Origin of the sequence: Acidovorax sp. Leaf160, assembly GCF_001424265.1 — a bacterium.
Lineage (GTDB): Bacteria > Pseudomonadota > Gammaproteobacteria > Burkholderiales > Burkholderiaceae_C > Paracidovorax.
Genome location: NZ_LMOV01000024.1, coordinates 252,536 through 267,285, shown reverse-complemented (window position 1 = coordinate 267,285; position 14,750 = coordinate 252,536). Strand labels below are relative to the sequence as shown.

Sequence of the window (14,750 nt, the reverse complement as noted above, 5' to 3'; positions counted from 1 at the left end):
CGCCACCATGGCGCGTCTTCTTTCATCGGGCCGCTTTCCTCTCATGTTTCACAACACTTCACTCGACACGCAGGATCTCATGCAGCGCATCGCCAGCGAACTGATGGACGGGTACGACGAAGAGCTGGAGTTGGAGATCGAGGACCGCGAGCGGGACGGCTCCGGCGAGGCGCTGCCCCTCGACAAGGCGGCGCGCCAGGCCTATTTCCGCGAGCTGTTCCGCCTGCAGGGCGAGCTGGTCAAGCTGCAGGACTGGGTGCAGCACACCCGCCAGAAGGTGGTCATCCTCTTCGAGGGGCGCGATGCGGCAGGCAAGGGCGGGGTCATCAAGCGCATCACCCAGCGCCTCAACCCCCGCGTGGCCCGCGTGGCCGCGCTGCCGGCGCCCAACGACCGCGAACGCACGCAGTGGTACTTCCAGCGCTACGTGGCGCACCTGCCGGCGGCCGGCGAGATCGTGCTGTTCGACCGCAGCTGGTACAACCGCGCCGGCGTCGAGCACGTGATGGGTTTTTGCACCGACGAGGAATACGAGGAGTTCTTCCGCTCGGTGCCCGAATTCGAGAAGATGCTGGTGCGCTCGGGCATCACGCTCATCAAGTACTGGTTCTCCATCACCGACGAAGAGCAGCACCTGCGGTTCCTCAGCCGCATCCACGACCCGCTCAAGCAGTGGAAGCTCAGCCCCATGGATCTGGAGAGCCGCAAGCGCTGGGAGGCCTATACCAAGGCCAAGGAAACCATGCTGGAGCGCACCCACATTCCCGAGGCGCCCTGGTGGCTGGTGCAGGCCGTGGACAAGAAGAAGGCGCGGCTGAACTGCATCGCCCACCTGCTGGACCAGCTGCCCTACACGGAAGTGCCGCACCCCGAAGTGGTGCTGCCCGAGCGGGTGCGCCACCCCGAATACTTCCGCCAGCCGGTGCCGGCCGACATGTACGTGCCCGAGCGGTACTGAGTGCCTACCGGCTGATCGCCGAGGGCGTGCCCGGCCGCCCGAACTGCCGCCACGCCCGGCGCAGCTGCAGGTCGGAATGGAAGCCCGCCAGCGCCGCCGCCTGCGTCACATTGCTGCCCGAGCGCAGGGCGGCCTCCGCCACCGCCAGGCGAATGCGGCGCAGGTATTCCAGCGGCGCGATGCCCGCATGGAGGGTGAAGAGCCGCGTCAGGTGGCGCGGCGAGGTGTGGGCCACGTCGGCCATGGCGGGCACCGTCCATTCGGCCTGCGGCTGCTGACCGACGGCGTCCTGCACGCGGTGCAACGCGGCATGCAGGTGGTTGCGGTGGTGCAGAAAGGGCGACAGTTCCGGGTCGTGCGATCCGCGCCGCATCGCCACCACCATGGTCTGCGCCACCTGGGCGGCAATGGCCGGGCCGCAGGCGGCGGCGATGCGGTCGAGCATCAGGTCGATGCCGGTGGTGACGCCGGCGCTGCTGTGCACCGGCCCGTCGGCGACGAACACCCGGTTGGCCAGCACGTCGCAACGCGGCTCGACCGACTGCAGCTCGTCCAGGTGGTGATGGTGCGTGGTGGCCTGGCGGCCCGCCAGCAGGCCGGCGTGCGCCGCCAGCACGGCTCCGGCGCAGATGGTGACCAGTTCCACCCGCCCGGCGGCCAGCCGCTGGCCGCGCAGCCAGTGCAGCACATCGCGGGCGCCCGTGCTGCGCACGTCGATGGTCTTGCCGGGCTGGCCCAGCAGCACGATCCAGGCAGGCTCGCCCGCATTCCAGCGCGCGGGCAGCGGCGCGATCTGGGCCAGCTGCACGCCGACCGAGCCGCGCGTCGTGGGCGCCGGGCCCGCGAACTCGATGCGGAAGCGCTCGGCCTGTCCGGCTGCCGCGAGGCACTGGTTGGCGATGCGCAGCGCTTCCGCCGGGCCGGCCCAGTCGAGCACCAGGCTGTCCTCCAGCAGCACGAAGACGACGCGGATCAGGCCGCTGGCTGGGCTGGCTGCGGGTTGTCGGTCCATGCGTAATCCATCTGCCGCGCCGTGCGCAGCGCCAGTGCCCGGCCGGCCAGGCGCTCGACCAGATGCAGGCTGAGGTCGATGCCGGCGCTGATGCCGGCCGAGGTGTAGAGCCGCCCGCCCGGCTGCGCCACCCAGCGCACGCCCTCGCGCACCTGCAGGTGCGGACACTGCGCACGCAGCTCGGCGATGTCCTCCCAGTGCGTGGTCGCCTCGCCTGAGGTCAGCACGCCTGCGTCGGCCAGCAGGAAGGCGCCGGTGCAGACGGACGCCGTCATGCGCGCCCCGGAGGCTGCGCGGGCGATCCAGGCCAGCGTGTCGGGACAGCGCCGCGCCGCATCGACCACCCCGCCCGGAACGATCAGCACATCGGGCTGCGCCGCATCGGCGAAGCCGGCGTCGGGCCACACGCGCAGACCGGCGCGGGCGCGCACGGCCTGGCTGGTGCGGGCCACGCAGTGCACCGCGAAAGGCGCCACTGCGCCGGGTGTCAGCCGCGCGGCCATGCGGACGGCGGTGGTGAACACTTCGTAAGGGCCGGCCAGGTCCAGCGCCTCGACATCGTCGAAGGCGAGCAGGGCCACTCGCAGCGGCGCGGCGACGGGCCCCGTCACTCGGTTTCTCCGGCCCGGGCCAGCGCTTCGTCCACGGTGCAGAGCGTGGCGAAACGGCCCGTCAGCACGGTGGCGGTGCGCGCCTTGATCTCGGCGGCGGAGAGCGGCGTGCCGTCCGGCTGCTGCATGTCGTAGGTCAGCGTGGCGTCGGTGACGTAGTCCACCTGCCAGCCCAGGTCCGAGGCGTGGCGGGTGGTGGTTTCGCAGCACTGTTCGGTGCGGATGCCGCTCACGATCAGGCGCTGGATGCCGTTCTCGGTCAGCCACACCTCCAGCCCGGTGCCGACCAGCGCGCTGTGGCGGTGCTTCACGAACTGAGCGGCCTCGTGGAAGGGCGCCAGGCCTTCGAGCGGGCGCACGTGGCCGGATTCGATGGCGAACGGGTTGGCGGGCTCGGCCGGGCCATCGGAATGGAACACCCGCACGATCGGCACACCGCGCTCCGCGCAACCGGCGATCAGCGCGTTCTGCGCGGCCAGGTACTGCGGCATGTCGCGCTCGGTGGAGTAGGGGCGATGGCGGAACGATTCCTGCACGTCGATCACAATCAGACAGGTTTTCATGGGAGGGCTTCAGCGGGGCGGTGGATGAAGTCCTCGATTCTTCCGGCGCGTGCGGCGTGCGTCCGGCCGGGGGCGGACGAAAACCGATCACTTTCAGACAGATTATGGCGCTGGGCGTCCAAGGGGGTGTTCCGGGCCAGCGGGCGTGGCCCTGGTGGCGACAGGCTCAGCCGGGACGGGTTGGGGTGGGTGTGTTGATGCGATCCAGCCAGCGCAGGCGGGCTGCGGGTCGTCGCGGCGCTCCCTGGCGGCCGGCGCCGCGCTGGCCACCGGTGCGTCCGGGGCCGGGTCGTGATCGGTCGGAACGGGCTGGCTCACACCAGCCGCGCGGCTTCCAGCTCTTTCTTCAGATATGCGTAGAAGAGTGGCGCTGCCACCAGGCCGGCGGGGCCGAACACCGCCTCGGACACGAACATCACGGACAGCAGCTCCCACACGCCCATGTGGGTGCGCACGCCCACCACCTTGGCGTTGATGACGTACTCGGCCTTGTGGATGAGGATCAGGAACGCCAGGCAGGCAGCCGCTGCCACCGGCGACACCGACAGCCCGACGATGGTGATCACCACGTTGCACAGCAGATTGCCCACGATGGGCACCAGGCCGGCGACGAAGGTCAGCGTGATCAGGGCGGGCGTATAGGGCAGGCGCAGGTCCCAGAGCGGCAGCACCAGCACCAGGAAGAGCGCGGTCAGCAGCGTGTTGAAGGCGGCGATCCAGAACTGCGCGGCGACGATCTGGCGGAAGGCCTCGCCCAGCAGCGTCACGCGCTGCGAAAGGTGGCGCACCAGCGGGCCGCGCAGGGCGTGCGGTACGCGCACGGCAGCCAGCGCGCCGATCAGCAGGCCCACGTAGGCGTAGAGCAGGGCGCCCAGCCAGGCGCGGCCGGCCACCGCCAGCGCGCCCGCCTGCGCACCCAGGTAGTTGGCGATGATGCGCTGGATCTCCTGCGCCCCTTCCGGCAACTGCGCAGCGATGTCGGCGGGAAGCTTCAGGCGCAGCTCCAGCACCGTGCGGGCCATGAAATCGAGCAGGTCGCGGTACTGCTGGGGCGCATCGACCACGTAGGTGCGCGAATGCGACAGGGCCAGCAGCACCGCCAGCACCGGCCCCACCATCACCGCAGCTGCGGCGATGACTTCGGCCGGGCGGCGGGCCAGCCGGGTGGCGCCCAGCCGCTGCGCCAGCCAGCGCGTGAGCAGAAAGCCCAGGCACACGCACAGCAGCCCCGGCAGCAGGCCGCGCCACATCACCAGCAGCAGCGCAGCCGCCATGAGCAGGTAGCTGGCGGCAGCCACGCTGCGCGCCACCGGGGGCGCTCCCGGCACGGCCAGGGCGATGTCGGTGCGGGCGGGCGTGGCGGCTGGTGCGGCGGGCGCGGGGGCCATGGGCCGGCGCGAGGTCAGGCCACCACGACGGGCGCGCCGTCTCCGCGCTCGGCGATGGTGCCGATGGCGTACACGGTCTCACCAGCGGCGCGCAGGGTCGCGGCGGTGGCCTCCGCGGCTTCCGCCGCCACCACCACCACCATGCCGATGCCGTTGTTGAAGGTGCGGTTCATCTCGATGTCGTCGATGCCGGCGGTCTTCTGCAGCCAGGCGAACAGTTCGGTCTGCGGCCAGCTGCCGGCCTTCAGGTGGGCCGCCAGGCCGTCGGGCAGCACGCGCGGAATGTTCTCCAGCAGGCCGCCGCCGGTGATGTGGGCCAGCGCCTTGATGCCGCCCGCAGCCGCAGAGTGCGGGTGCTGTGCCAGCGCCGCCAGCACGTTCTTCACGTAGAGGCGGGTGGGCTCCATGACGGCCTGCTTGAACGGCTTGCCGTCCAGGGTGGCGGGGGCGGCGTCGCCTGCGCGGTCGATGCACTTGCGCACCAGGCTGAAGCCGTTGGAATGCACGCCAGCGGACGCCAGGCCCAGCACCACGTCGCCCGCGGCCACTTCCCTGCCGGTCAGGATCTTGGATTTTTCGACCGCGCCGACGGCGAAGCCCGCCAGGTCGTATTCGCCGGCCGGGTACATGCCGGGCATTTCGGCGGTCTCGCCGCCGATCAGCGCGCAGCCCGACAGCTCGCAGCCGCGGGCGATGCCGCCCACCACGGCGGCTGCCGTATCCACGTCGAGCTTGCCGCAGGCGAAGTAGTCGAGGAAGAAGAGCGGCTCGGCGCCCTGCACCAGCACGTCGTTCACGCTCATGGCCACCAGGTCGATGCCCACGGTGTCGTGCATGTTCCATTCGAAGGCCAGCTTGAGCTTCGTGCCCACGCCGTCGGTGCCGCTGACCAGCACCGGCTCCTGGTAGCGCTTGGGCACCTCGAACAGGGCGCCGAAGCCGCCGATACCCGCCAGCACGCCCTCGCGCATCGTCTTCTTGGCCAGCGGCTTGATGCGCTCGACCAGTGCGTCGCCCGCGTCGATGTCGACGCCGGCGTCTTTGTAGGAAATGGGGGTGTTGGAGGCGGAAGAGCTCATGGAATGGAAGGGGCTGGTGGCCCGCGCGGCGGGCCGGAACCCACGGATTTTAAGCGGCTGGGCGCGGCCACCCGGCCAATGACCACGCATGGGCCGGGCCGTCTGCACGGCAGCCGCGTGCAAAGGAAAGCGCGCACCTGTCTGGGCGGCAGCTAAAATCCCTCGCCGCACGCCCGTTTCGGTAGCCAAGGCCGTGCGCCCGGTGGCCGCACGCGACACGCCCCAGGCGCTTCGCCGCTTGCGGTCCTTCAACCCGCGCAGCCCGTGCTGGCCGGCCTCATCCGTCCGTTCATCCGCTCATCCGTTCGTCCGTTCTCCCTGTTCATCCGCTGCCCCCGTTACGCCCCAGTCGTCCCACATGCCTGCACACCGCCTCCCGTCGTCCCATGCCGCCGCGCTGCCCGCGCGGCCTGCGTCGCACGGGCACGGCCGCGTGCCGTGCGCGCCTCGCGTACCTGCCGTTGGGGATGCGCGCGCATGAAGCAGCTGGCGCTGGACATCGGCCTGGCACCCGGCCCCACGCTCGACAGCTTCCATGCGGGCGAGAACACCGCCGCGCTGCAGCACCTGCGCCTGGCCGTGGGCGACGGGCCGGCAGCCGCGCCCCGCTCGCCCGTGCCCACCTATCTCTGGGGTGAACACGGCAGCGGCAAGAGCCACTTGCTGAAAGCCGTGAGCGAGGCCATCCGCGAGCAGGGCGGTGCCGTCGGCTGGCTCGATGCCTCGGTACGGTTTCCGACCGCCTTCGACGACCGCTGGACGGCCGTGGTGCTCGACGAAGTCCACCTCTACAACACCGCGCAGCAGGCTGCGGCCTTCAACTGGTTCGTCAACGCGATCAGCCCCGCCGTGGGCGCGCCGCGCTGGGTGCTGGCCGCAGGCGACCTGCCCCCGGCCGACCTGCCGCTGCGCGACGACCTGCGCAGCCGCCTGGGCTGGGGCGACGTGTTCCAGCTGCACCTGCTGGACGACGCCGAGCGCCGCGCCGTGCTGCGCGAAGAAGCCGGCGCGCGCGGCATCGCCCTGTCGGAAGAGGTGGTGGGCTTCATGCTGGCGCGCTTCTCGCGCGATCTGGGCAGCCTGATGGAATTGCTGGGCAAGCTCGACAGCTTCGCCCTGCAGACCCGCCGCGCCGTCACCATTCCGCTGCTCAAGACCATGCTGGAGACGGAGTGAGCGGGCAGCCGCCCAGCACCCGCGCCCGGCCCTTCGCCCGATACATGACCGACACGTCTTCCCGCCGTCCGCGCCTCGCCCTGTTCGACCTCGACCACACGCTGCTGCCGCTCGATTCCGACTACGAGTGGGGCGAGTTCACCATCCGGCTGGGCTGGTGCGACCGCACCGAATTCGGCCGCCGCAACGACGCCTTCTACGCCGACTACCAGGCCGGCACGCTGGATGTGCTGGACTACGTGCGGTTCGCCACCGAGGCCGTGCGCCGGCAAGGCCCCGAGGCCAGCCGCGCGGCGCATGCCCAGTTCATGCAGCAGGTCATCGCCCCGGCGATCCGCCCCGAAGCGCTGGCGCTGCTGCGCAGCCACCGCGATGCCGGCGACGAGGTGGTCATCATCACCGCCACCAACGAATTCGTAACCGGCCCCATCGCCCAAGCGCTGGGGGTGCAGCATCTGCTGGCCGTGGAGCTGCAGCGCGATGCCAGCGGCTGGATCACCGGCGAGGTGCAAGGCGTTCCCTCCATGCGCGAAGGCAAGGTGCAGCGCATGAACGACTGGCTCCAGGCCCGCGGCTGGGGCTGGAGCGACGTCGAAACGACTTTCTACAGCGACTCGCTCAACGACGTTCCCCTGCTGGAAAAAGTCGATCATCCGGTGGCCACCAACCCCGACCCGCGCCTGCGCGCGCTCGCCCAGCAACGCGGCTGGCGCATATTGGACCTGTTCCCTTCCAACCCATGATCAAGAAGTTCATCGACAAGCTGCTGGGCAAGGACTCCAGCTCCGCCCACGGCGGCAAGCACCGCTTCGGCAAGCGGGAAGAGGTGCCTGCGTCCGTCCACGGCATCGACCCCGAGCTGGTGGACCGGCGCGCGGCCGACGTGGTCCGCACGCTGAAGGAGGCCGGTTTCGAGGCCTACATCGTCGGCGGCGCGGTGCGCGACCTGTTGCTGGGCTTGAAGCCCAAGGATTTCGACGTCGCCACCAACGCCACGCCCGAGCAGGTCAAGGGCCTCTTTCGGCGCGCCTTCATCATCGGCAAGCGCTTCCGCATCGTGCACGTGGTGCACGGCCGGGGCCGCGAGCACGAGGTGATCGAGGTCTCCACCTTCCGCGCCTACCTGGACAACACCGCCATCGAGCAGCAGGTCAGCGGCAACGAGAAGACCTCGCGCGCCGCGCTGGCCGGCATGACGCATGCGGTGGACGCCAGCGGCCGCGTGCTGCGCGACAACGTCTGGGGCCCGCAGGACGAGGACGCCACGCGCCGCGACTTCACCGTCAACGCCATGTACTACGACCCGGAAACGCAGGTCGTGGTGGACTACCACAAGGGCATCCAGGACGCGAAGAAGAAGCTGCTGCGCATGATCGGCGACCCGGCCACGCGCTATCGTGAAGACCCGGTGCGCATCATCCGCGCCGTGCGCTTCTCGGCCAAGCTCGCGGCCCTGGGCTTCACCATCGAGCCCAAGACCGCCGGCCCGCTGATCGCCTCGCAGGCCCTGCTGTCCGACGTGCCGCAGAGCCGCATGTTCGACGAGATGCTCAAGCTGCTGCAGACCGGCCATGCCCTCGCCACCATCGCGCAGCTCAAAAAACTGGGCATGGCGACCGGCATCTACCCGCTGCTGGACGTGGTGGTGGAACGCGCCGATACGCCCTTCGTCCAGGCGGCCCTGACCGATACCGACCGCCGCGTGGGCGAGGGCAAGCCGGTGGCGCCCAGTTTCCTGCTGGCCTGCGTGCTGTGGCAGGACGTGAAAACCGGCTGGGACCGGCGCCTGGCGCAACGCGAGCATCCGTTCCCCGCGCTGCAGGGCGCCATCGACGACGTGTTCGACCAGCGCATCGGCGACGTGTCGGGCCGCGGCAAGCTGGCCGCCGACATGCGCGAGATCTGGGTCATGCAGCCGCGCTTCGACAAGCGCGCCGGCACCACCCCGTTCAGCATGGTCACGCACCTGCGCTTCCGCGCGGGCTTCGACTTCCTGCGCCTGCGCGCCGATGTGGGCGAGGTCGAGGAAGCGCTGGCCGAATGGTGGCAGGAGTTCCAGCAGGCCGACGAGGCCCGTCGCCAGGACATGCTGGACCAGGCACGCGAAGAGCAGCGCGCCCGCCAGAAGAAGGCCCAGCCGGTGGTGCGCCGGGTGCCCAAGCCGGCAGCGCCTGCCGCGCCGGGCAGCGTGTCCACCGCCAGCCAGCGGGACGAGGGCGCGCTGCCGGCGGACAGCCAGGCCGCAGCCCAGGATGAAAGCGATGCGCAGGACTTCGCTGGAGCCGACGGCGAGCCGGGCAGCGCCCCCAAGAAGCGCCGCCGCCGTCGCCGCAAGCCCGGTGGTGGCGCAGGCGAAGGTGCGGCGCCGGACGCAGGCCGTGGCCCAGCGCACGATTGACCGGCTGCGGCCGCCGTCTCACTGCCTATTCCGAACCCTGGACCGAACCCCGACCCCTGAACCGCGCGCCATGCAGCCGTCCTCGCCGCTCACCGACATGCCGAGGGCGCCTGCGTGTGCCCCGTCCGCCGCTGATGCCGGCACCCGGCGCGCCTGGATCGGCCTGGGCGCCAACCTGGGCGATGCGCCCGCTGCCCTGCGGGGTGCGCTGGAGGCCATGGCCTGCTGGCCCGGCAGCCGCGTGGTGCGGGTGTCTTCGCTCTACCGCAGCGCGCCCGTGGATGCGGGCGGGCCCGATTATTTCAACGCGGTGGCCGAAGTGGCCACGCCCATGGCCGCGCACGATCTGCTGCGTGCGCTGCAAACTATCGAAGAGGCCGCCGGCCGAGAGCGGCCCTACCGCAACGCGCCGCGCACCCTCGATCTGGACGTGCTGCTGTACGGGGAGGGCGAGGGTGCGGTGGAGCGCATCGACACCCCCACCCTGACCGTGCCGCACCCCCGCATGCACGAGCGGGCATTCGTTCTGCATCCGCTGGCCGAGATCGCGCCGCAGCGGGTCGATGCCGATCAGCTGGCCGCCGTGCGGGGGCAGCGGATCGAGCGGCTGGAGGGGCGGTTCTGGGGCTGAGCCTGCCTGCGGCTTACCGCTGGAACTGAAGCTCCGACAGGCCCAGGCTCAGGGCGAGCGGCGACGGGCCATCAGGCCGACCCTGCAGCCGGCAGGCACGCCCGCCCGCCCGCCCGTTCAGCTCAATCGACCTTGGCGCCCGAAGCCCTCACCACCTGCTGGTACTTGGCGCGTTCCGACGCCATGAAAGCGTCGAACTGCTCCGGCGTGGTGGGCACCGGCTCGGCCAGCAGGGCGGCGAAGCGGGTCTTGGTTTCCGGCGTCTTCAACGCGTCGGTGAAGGCCTTGTTCAGCTTGGCGACCACGGCCTTGGGCGTGCCGTGCGGGGCGACCAGGCCCCACCAGGTGTCGACGGAGAAGCCCTTGTAGAGGCTGGAGAGCGCAGGCACGCCCGGCAGCATGGGGCTGGGTTCGAGCGAGGTGACGGCCAGTGCCTTGAGCTTGCCCGCGCGGATGTTCGGCGCGGCGGCGGCCAGGTTGTCGATGTTGAAGTCGACCTCGCCGGCCAGCAGCGCCAGCTGGGCGGGGCTGGCGCCACGGTAGGGAATGTGCAGCGCGTAGATGCCGGCGCGCTGCTTGAACATCTCGCCCGCCAGGTGGCCGGCGCTGCCATTGCCGCCACTGCCGTAGTTCAGCTTCGCGGGGTTGGCCTTGGCGTAGGCGATCAGGTCTGCCAGCGAGTGGATGTTCAGCTGCTCGGCGCGGGCCGCATTCACCACCACCACATTGGGCACGCGCACCATCTGCGTGATGCCGACGAAATCCTTGGCGGCGTCGTAGGGCATGCGGGAGTAGAGCCAGGGGTTCACCGCGTGGGTGGCGGTGGCGGAGATGCCGATGGTCAGCCCGTCCGGTGCGGCCTTGGCCACCACGTCGGCGCCGATGTTGCCGCCCGCGCCGGGCTTGTTGTCGATCACCACCACCCCCAGCGACTCACGCACCCGTTCGGCCAGGGCACGCGCGGTCGCGTCGATCGGGCCGCCGGGCGCGTAGGGCACCACCAGGCGGATGGGCGCGTCCTGGGCCAGGGCCAGCGGCGCGGCGGCGAAGGAGCCGGCCAGTGCGGTGGCGCAAAGAAGAAGGTTTCTGCGGTTCATGAGCGGGAATAGGGGGCGGAGAGGACGACGGAAACGACGCAGTTGCAGGAAGCCGGTGCGCGGGCATGCTGCATCACGAAGGGGGGGCACGGGCTCTCTCCCTCGGGGACGCAGAGCCGGTGCACTGGCGCATTGTCCGCTGTCCCTGGCGTTTTCGAGGCATCTTTCCCGCCCGAAACACCGCCCAGTCCGGCGCGTCCCGTTCCGTGGAAAGCCGTTGCCCCGGCGGGCCTGGGCCTGGGGCTCAGCCGGCGTGCTTGTCGGCTTCCGAGGTGAAGGCGTCGGCGAAGAATTCGTCCGGCGGCAGACCGCGCTCTGCCGTATAGGCTGCGCGGGCCGAATCGACCACGATGGGGGCGCCGCAGGCATACACCTGGTGGCCCGACAGGTCGGCGAAGTCGTCCAGCACCGCCTGGTGCACGAAGCCCCTGCGTCCGGCCCAGGCGTCTTCCGCCAGCGCGTGCGACACCACCGGGACGTAGCGCAGGTGCGGCATGTCGGCCAGACGCTCGCGCAGCCAGCCGTCCAGGTACAGGTCGCCGGGGCGGCGGCCGCCCCAGTACAGCGTGGTGGGCCGCGCGATGCCCTTGAAGCGCATGTGCTCGATCAGCGACTTGACGGGCGCGAAGCCGGTGCCCGAGGCCAGCAGCACGATGGGTTTGTCCGAATCCTCGCGCAGGAAGAAGCTGCCGAAAGGTCCCTCCACCCGCAGGATTTCCTTTTCCTTCATGCCGGTGAAGACGTGGTCGGTGAAGCGCCCGCCGGGCATGTGGCGGATGTGCAGTTCCACGCCGGGCGCTTCGGCCTGGGTGTGGGGGGCGGTGGCCATCGAATACGCCCGCCGCGCGCCGTCCTTGAGGATGAATTCGATGTACTGCCCCGCGTGGTAGCGGAAGGTGTCGGCCGCCGGCAGCTGCAGGCGCACGATCATGACGTCGTGCGACGCACGGGTCAGCGAAGACACCCGCACCGGCAATTTCTTGATGGGGAAGGCGCTTTCGTCGGTGACGTGGCGCGACTCGAGCACCACGTCGGTCAGCGGCTGCGCGCAGCAGGTCAGCACGAAGCCGGCGTCGGCTTCGGCGGCGGACAGGGCCTTCGACTGGTGGTCGCCATGCACCACCGAGCCGCTCAGCTTCTTGCATTTGCACGATCCGCAGGCGCCGTCCTTGCAGCCGTAGGGCAGGCCGACGCCGCTGCGGATGGCGGCCGCCAGGATGGATTCGCCCGCCTGGGCCGTGAAGGTGCGCCCGCTGGGCTGCACGCTGATCTGGACTGCCGCCGCTGCGGTCTCTGCGCTCGTCATGGTGTGGGTATCCTCGGGTTCTCTGCGACGCGGTGCCGGTCGCACCGCGTTTTTCTCAGCTCGACGGACTTTCGATTTTGCCCTCAAACCAGAACCCCCTCGGCGCCCTGCCGGCGCGCTTTCGGCGCCAGCGCGTGCTCATCATCGGCTGCGGCGACGTGGGCCTGCGCGCGGCGCGGGCGCTGGGCGTGCAGGCCGGGGGCGCGCACCCGCGCGTGCTGGCGCTCACCTCCAGCCCCGAGCGCGCGCCGGCGCTGCGGGCAGCGGGCATCGTGCCGCTGCTCGGCAACCTCGACCAGATCGCCACGCTGCGGCGGCTGTCGGGCCTGGCCACGCGGGTGCTGCACCTGGCGCCGCCGCCGGGCGAGCGCGACTGCGGCCCCGAATGGTGGCGCGACAACCGCACCCTGGCGCTGGCGCGCGCGCTGCGCCTGCGCACGCTGCCCGCCGCCCTGGTCTACGGCTCCACCAGCGGGGTCTACGGCGACTGCGGCGGTGCGCTGGTGACCGAGGCCCGCCCGGTGGCGCCTGCCACGCCCCGCGCCCAGCGCCGGGTGAACGCGGAGCGCGCCGTGCGCCACCTGGGCCGCGCCGGCGTGCGCGCCAGCATCTTGCGCATTCCGGGCATCTACGCCCCCGACCGCGAGGGCGGCACGCCCGAGGCCCGCCTGCGGCGCGGCACGCCCGTGCTGGCGACCGAGGACGACGTGTTCACCAACCACATCCACGCCGACGACCTGGCCCGCGCCTGCATCGCGGCCCTGTGGCGCGGCCGGGCCCAGCGCTGCTACAACGTCAGTGACGACAGCCACCTGAAGATGGGCGACTACTTCGACCTGGCGGCCGACCTGTACGGCCTGCCGCGTCCGCCGCGCGTCGCGCGCAGCACCGCGCAGCAGTCGCTGCCGGTGTCGCTGCTGAGCTTCATGGGCGAATCGCGCCGGCTGGACCGCACCCGCATGGCGCGGGAGCTGCGCGTGCCGCTGCACTATCCGACCGTGGCACAGGGCCTGCGCGGGCAGCGGGCCTGAACCCGCAAGGCTGCCGGCACCCGCCGTGGCCGGGTCCGGCGGCTAGCGCGGGTGGATGTTGCCCTGCCGGTCGTAGCACCGGAAGACATTGCACTGCGTGATCTCCGTCGGCCGGCTGGGCGCCGGACGCGGCGGCACCACGACCACCGGCGGCGCGTAGTAGGGCTGTGCGTAGCCGGGGGCCGCAGGGTAGGGCGTGGCATAGGCCGGGCGGTTGGCGCGCGCGCGTTCGGCGTCCAGGTATTGGGCCGGAGTCAGGCAGGCCTGGTCGGCCTGGCGCTGCGCGGCATCGAGCCGGACGGCCTCGTCCACCATGCCGCGCCCCAGGGTGTCGGTCACTTCCTGCAGCTGGCGCCGGGCATTGCGGCAGGACGCGGACTGCGATGGGTCGGGCGCCGCGTCGCGGCGCGGCTGGGCGCGGCGCTCGCGGGCCTCGCGCGCATCGTCGCGACGCTGTTGCTCGGCCTCGGTCTGCAGGCGCTCCTGTTTCCGCTCCAGCGCCTCGGCGGCCTGTTCGCGCTCTTGCCGGATCTGCTCGGGCGTCTTGCGCGGCTCCACCTCGCGCGCGGCAGCGCCGCTGCTGCAACTGCCGTCGGTATAGGTGACCTTGCCGGTCGCCGGGTCGGTGCAGCGCAGCACCTGGGCCTGCGCTGCTCCCATCACGATCAGGCTGGCCGCCAACGCCGAGGCGCCCACACAGCAGCGGGCAAGACGGGCACCGACGGGCCAGGCGGCGGGATGAGCAGGCACGGGCATGGTGGATTGCGTCGGTTGCGTCGGTTGCGTCGTTGCGCGGTGAGGCGGGTCGCTGGCCTGGTCTGCGGGAGCGGGGCGTCAGCGCCAGTCCGGCTTGGGCGTGCCGCCGCCGCGGCGCCTGTTGCTCTCCATCTCCTCCCAGGTGCGGCGGTTGCGCTCGGCCTCTTCGCGGCGGGTGCGCTCTACATCCGCATTCGGGTGGGGCGGCAGGCGGTTGGCATTGCGCTGCACGTCGTCGGCCCGGCGCCGCTCGAATTCGCGCCGCTCGGCCTCGCGGCGCATGTCGTCGTTGCGGCGGCGGTCGTCGGCACGGCGGTCGGCATCGCGGCGGTCGGCGTCACGGCGCATGGCATCGCGCCGTTCGTCGTCGCGGCGGCGCGCCTCCCACGCTTGGCGGTCCCGGCGCTCGCGCCAATCGTCGTAGCCGGGCCGCTGGGTGTAGATGGGCACCGGCACGACCGTCGGATTGGAATAGATGTAGCGGGGCGACTCATACACCGTCACCGATGAACTGGTGGAGGGGTAGCTGCCGTAGGGGTAGCTGCCGCCGGAGTAACCGGCGCTCGGGTAGGGGGCGGGGCTGCTGCCTGCGGGCGGGTAATAGCCACCCTGGTCGTAATAAGGGTCGCCGGGCATGGCCGCGCAGCCGGCGAACAGGCTGGCCAGGGCCGTGGCGGCGGCGATTTTGCAGAGGGAAGCGAAGTGGCGCATGGCGTGTCTCTTTCTTGGAGGAGCGCGCAGAGC

15 protein-coding genes are annotated in these 14,750 nt (G+C 71.2%); 6 read left to right on the top strand and 9 right to left on the bottom strand.

The features are described from left to right. The first annotated feature begins 43 nt into the window (after positions 1 to 43). Positions 44 to 958 carry a polyphosphate kinase 2 gene (gene ppk2, locus ASF94_RS14750; RefSeq protein ID WP_056667878.1) on the top strand — a complete coding sequence of 305 codons (915 nt, stop codon included), beginning with the start codon at positions 44 to 46 and terminating at the stop codon, positions 956 to 958. Between the two features lie 4 nt (positions 959 to 962). Here ppk2 and ASF94_RS14745 read toward each other — a convergent pair whose 3' ends face one another. From ASF94_RS14745 to purM, 5 genes are all read right to left on the bottom strand, one after another. Continuing rightward, positions 963 to 1,970, bottom strand: a complete 1,008-nt coding sequence (locus tag ASF94_RS14745) for a GlxA family transcriptional regulator (protein WP_056667876.1) — start codon at positions 1,968 to 1,970, stop codon at positions 963 to 965. Then, positions 1,931 to 2,581: a DJ-1/PfpI family protein gene (locus tag ASF94_RS14740; RefSeq protein ID WP_056667873.1), complete on the bottom strand. Its 651-nt coding sequence runs from the start codon at positions 2,579 to 2,581 to the stop codon at positions 1,931 to 1,933. Before ASF94_RS14740 ends, ASF94_RS14745 begins: the two co-directional genes overlap by 40 nt. Next, on the bottom strand, positions 2,578 to 3,144 hold the full coding sequence (locus ASF94_RS14735) for an isochorismatase family protein (protein ID WP_056667869.1): 567 nt from the start codon (positions 3,142 to 3,144) through the stop codon (positions 2,578 to 2,580). Before ASF94_RS14735 ends, ASF94_RS14740 begins: the two co-directional genes overlap by 4 nt. A 314-nt stretch (positions 3,145 to 3,458) precedes the next feature. Further along, entirely contained in the window at positions 3,459 to 4,532 is a 1,074-nt protein-coding gene (locus ASF94_RS14730) for an AI-2E family transporter (protein ID WP_082493313.1), read from the bottom strand. A gap of 14 nt (positions 4,533 to 4,546) precedes the next feature. Beyond that, positions 4,547 to 5,611: a phosphoribosylformylglycinamidine cyclo-ligase gene (purM, locus tag ASF94_RS14725; protein WP_056667866.1), complete on the bottom strand. Its 1,065-nt coding sequence runs from the start codon at positions 5,609 to 5,611 to the stop codon at positions 4,547 to 4,549. A gap of 477 nt (positions 5,612 to 6,088) precedes the next feature. Between purM and hda the strand changes: the two genes are divergently transcribed. The 4 genes from hda (at position 6,089) to folK (ending at position 9,816) form a co-directional block, all read left to right on the top strand. Further along, positions 6,089 to 6,787: a DnaA regulatory inactivator Hda gene (gene hda / locus ASF94_RS14720; RefSeq protein WP_056667863.1), complete on the top strand. Its 699-nt coding sequence runs from the start codon at positions 6,089 to 6,091 to the stop codon at positions 6,785 to 6,787. 44 nt (positions 6,788 to 6,831) lie between these two features. Continuing rightward, positions 6,832 to 7,530 (top strand): HAD family phosphatase, encoded by a 699-nt coding sequence (locus tag ASF94_RS14715; RefSeq protein WP_056667860.1) that lies wholly within the window; start codon positions 6,832 to 6,834, stop codon positions 7,528 to 7,530. Next, positions 7,527 to 9,185, top strand: a complete 1,659-nt coding sequence (gene pcnB, locus ASF94_RS14710; RefSeq protein WP_056667857.1) for a polynucleotide adenylyltransferase PcnB — start codon at positions 7,527 to 7,529, stop codon at positions 9,183 to 9,185. The genes ASF94_RS14715 and pcnB overlap by 4 nt, the downstream gene beginning before the upstream one ends. Positions 9,186 to 9,282: 97 nt before the next feature. After that, positions 9,283 to 9,816: a 2-amino-4-hydroxy-6-hydroxymethyldihydropteridine diphosphokinase gene (gene folK / locus ASF94_RS14705; protein WP_056668157.1), complete on the top strand. Its 534-nt coding sequence runs from the start codon at positions 9,283 to 9,285 to the stop codon at positions 9,814 to 9,816. A gap of 122 nt (positions 9,817 to 9,938) precedes the next feature. Here folK and ASF94_RS14700 read toward each other — a convergent pair whose 3' ends face one another. Together ASF94_RS14700 and ASF94_RS14695 are read right to left on the bottom strand one after the other, a co-directional pair. After that, the gene (locus ASF94_RS14700; RefSeq protein WP_056667855.1) at positions 9,939 to 10,913 is read right to left on the bottom strand and encodes a tripartite tricarboxylate transporter substrate binding protein; all 975 of its coding nucleotides are present in this window, start codon (positions 10,911 to 10,913) and stop codon (positions 9,939 to 9,941) included. A 244-nt stretch (positions 10,914 to 11,157) separates the two neighbouring features. Next, positions 11,158 to 12,219, bottom strand: coding sequence for a CDP-6-deoxy-delta-3,4-glucoseen reductase (locus ASF94_RS14695; protein WP_056667852.1), 1,062 nt, complete (start codon positions 12,217 to 12,219; stop codon positions 11,158 to 11,160). A 77-nt stretch (positions 12,220 to 12,296) separates the two neighbouring features. On the opposite strand from ASF94_RS14695, the gene ASF94_RS14690 reads away from it, so the two are divergent. Then, positions 12,297 to 13,250 (top strand): NAD-dependent epimerase/dehydratase family protein, encoded by a 954-nt coding sequence (locus ASF94_RS14690; RefSeq protein WP_056667848.1) that lies wholly within the window; start codon positions 12,297 to 12,299, stop codon positions 13,248 to 13,250. 42 nt (positions 13,251 to 13,292) lie between these two features. On the opposite strand, the gene ASF94_RS14685 is transcribed toward ASF94_RS14690, so the two are convergent. Together ASF94_RS14685 and ASF94_RS14680 are read right to left on the bottom strand one after the other, a co-directional pair. Further along, on the bottom strand, positions 13,293 to 14,006 hold the full coding sequence (locus ASF94_RS14685) for a DUF4124 domain-containing protein (RefSeq protein WP_056667845.1): 714 nt from the start codon (positions 14,004 to 14,006) through the stop codon (positions 13,293 to 13,295). 78 nt (positions 14,007 to 14,084) lie between these two features. Then, positions 14,085 to 14,717: a hypothetical protein gene (locus ASF94_RS14680; RefSeq protein ID WP_056667842.1), complete on the bottom strand. Its 633-nt coding sequence runs from the start codon at positions 14,715 to 14,717 to the stop codon at positions 14,085 to 14,087. Between the last annotated feature and the right edge of the window lie 33 nt (positions 14,718 to 14,750).

Coding starts and splice junctions, on each gene's coding strand:
- ASF94_RS14700 (WP_056667855.1), bottom strand. CDS start 10,913: ATGAACCGCAGAAACCTTCTTCTTTGCGCCACCGCACTGGCCGGCTCC.
- purM (WP_056667866.1), bottom strand. CDS start 5,611: ATGAGCTCTTCCGCCTCCAACACCCCCATTTCCTACAAAGACGCCGGC.
- folK (WP_056668157.1), top strand. CDS start 9,283: ATGCCGAGGGCGCCTGCGTGTGCCCCGTCCGCCGCTGATGCCGGCACC.
- ASF94_RS14745 (WP_056667876.1), bottom strand. CDS start 1,970: ATGGACCGACAACCCGCAGCCAGCCCAGCCAGCGGCCTGATCCGCGTC.
- ASF94_RS14735 (WP_056667869.1), bottom strand. CDS start 3,144: ATGAAAACCTGTCTGATTGTGATCGACGTGCAGGAATCGTTCCGCCAT.
- ASF94_RS14730 (WP_082493313.1), bottom strand. CDS start 4,532: ATGGCCCCCGCGCCCGCCGCACCAGCCGCCACGCCCGCCCGCACCGAC.
- ppk2 (WP_056667878.1), top strand. CDS start 44: ATGTTTCACAACACTTCACTCGACACGCAGGATCTCATGCAGCGCATC.
- ASF94_RS14680 (WP_056667842.1), bottom strand. CDS start 14,717: ATGCGCCACTTCGCTTCCCTCTGCAAAATCGCCGCCGCCACGGCCCTG.
- ASF94_RS14715 (WP_056667860.1), top strand. CDS start 6,832: ATGACCGACACGTCTTCCCGCCGTCCGCGCCTCGCCCTGTTCGACCTC.
- hda (WP_056667863.1), top strand. CDS start 6,089: ATGAAGCAGCTGGCGCTGGACATCGGCCTGGCACCCGGCCCCACGCTC.
- ASF94_RS14695 (WP_056667852.1), bottom strand. CDS start 12,219: ATGACGAGCGCAGAGACCGCAGCGGCGGCAGTCCAGATCAGCGTGCAG.
- ASF94_RS14685 (WP_056667845.1), bottom strand. CDS start 14,006: ATGCCCGTGCCTGCTCATCCCGCCGCCTGGCCCGTCGGTGCCCGTCTT.
- pcnB (WP_056667857.1), top strand. CDS start 7,527: ATGATCAAGAAGTTCATCGACAAGCTGCTGGGCAAGGACTCCAGCTCC.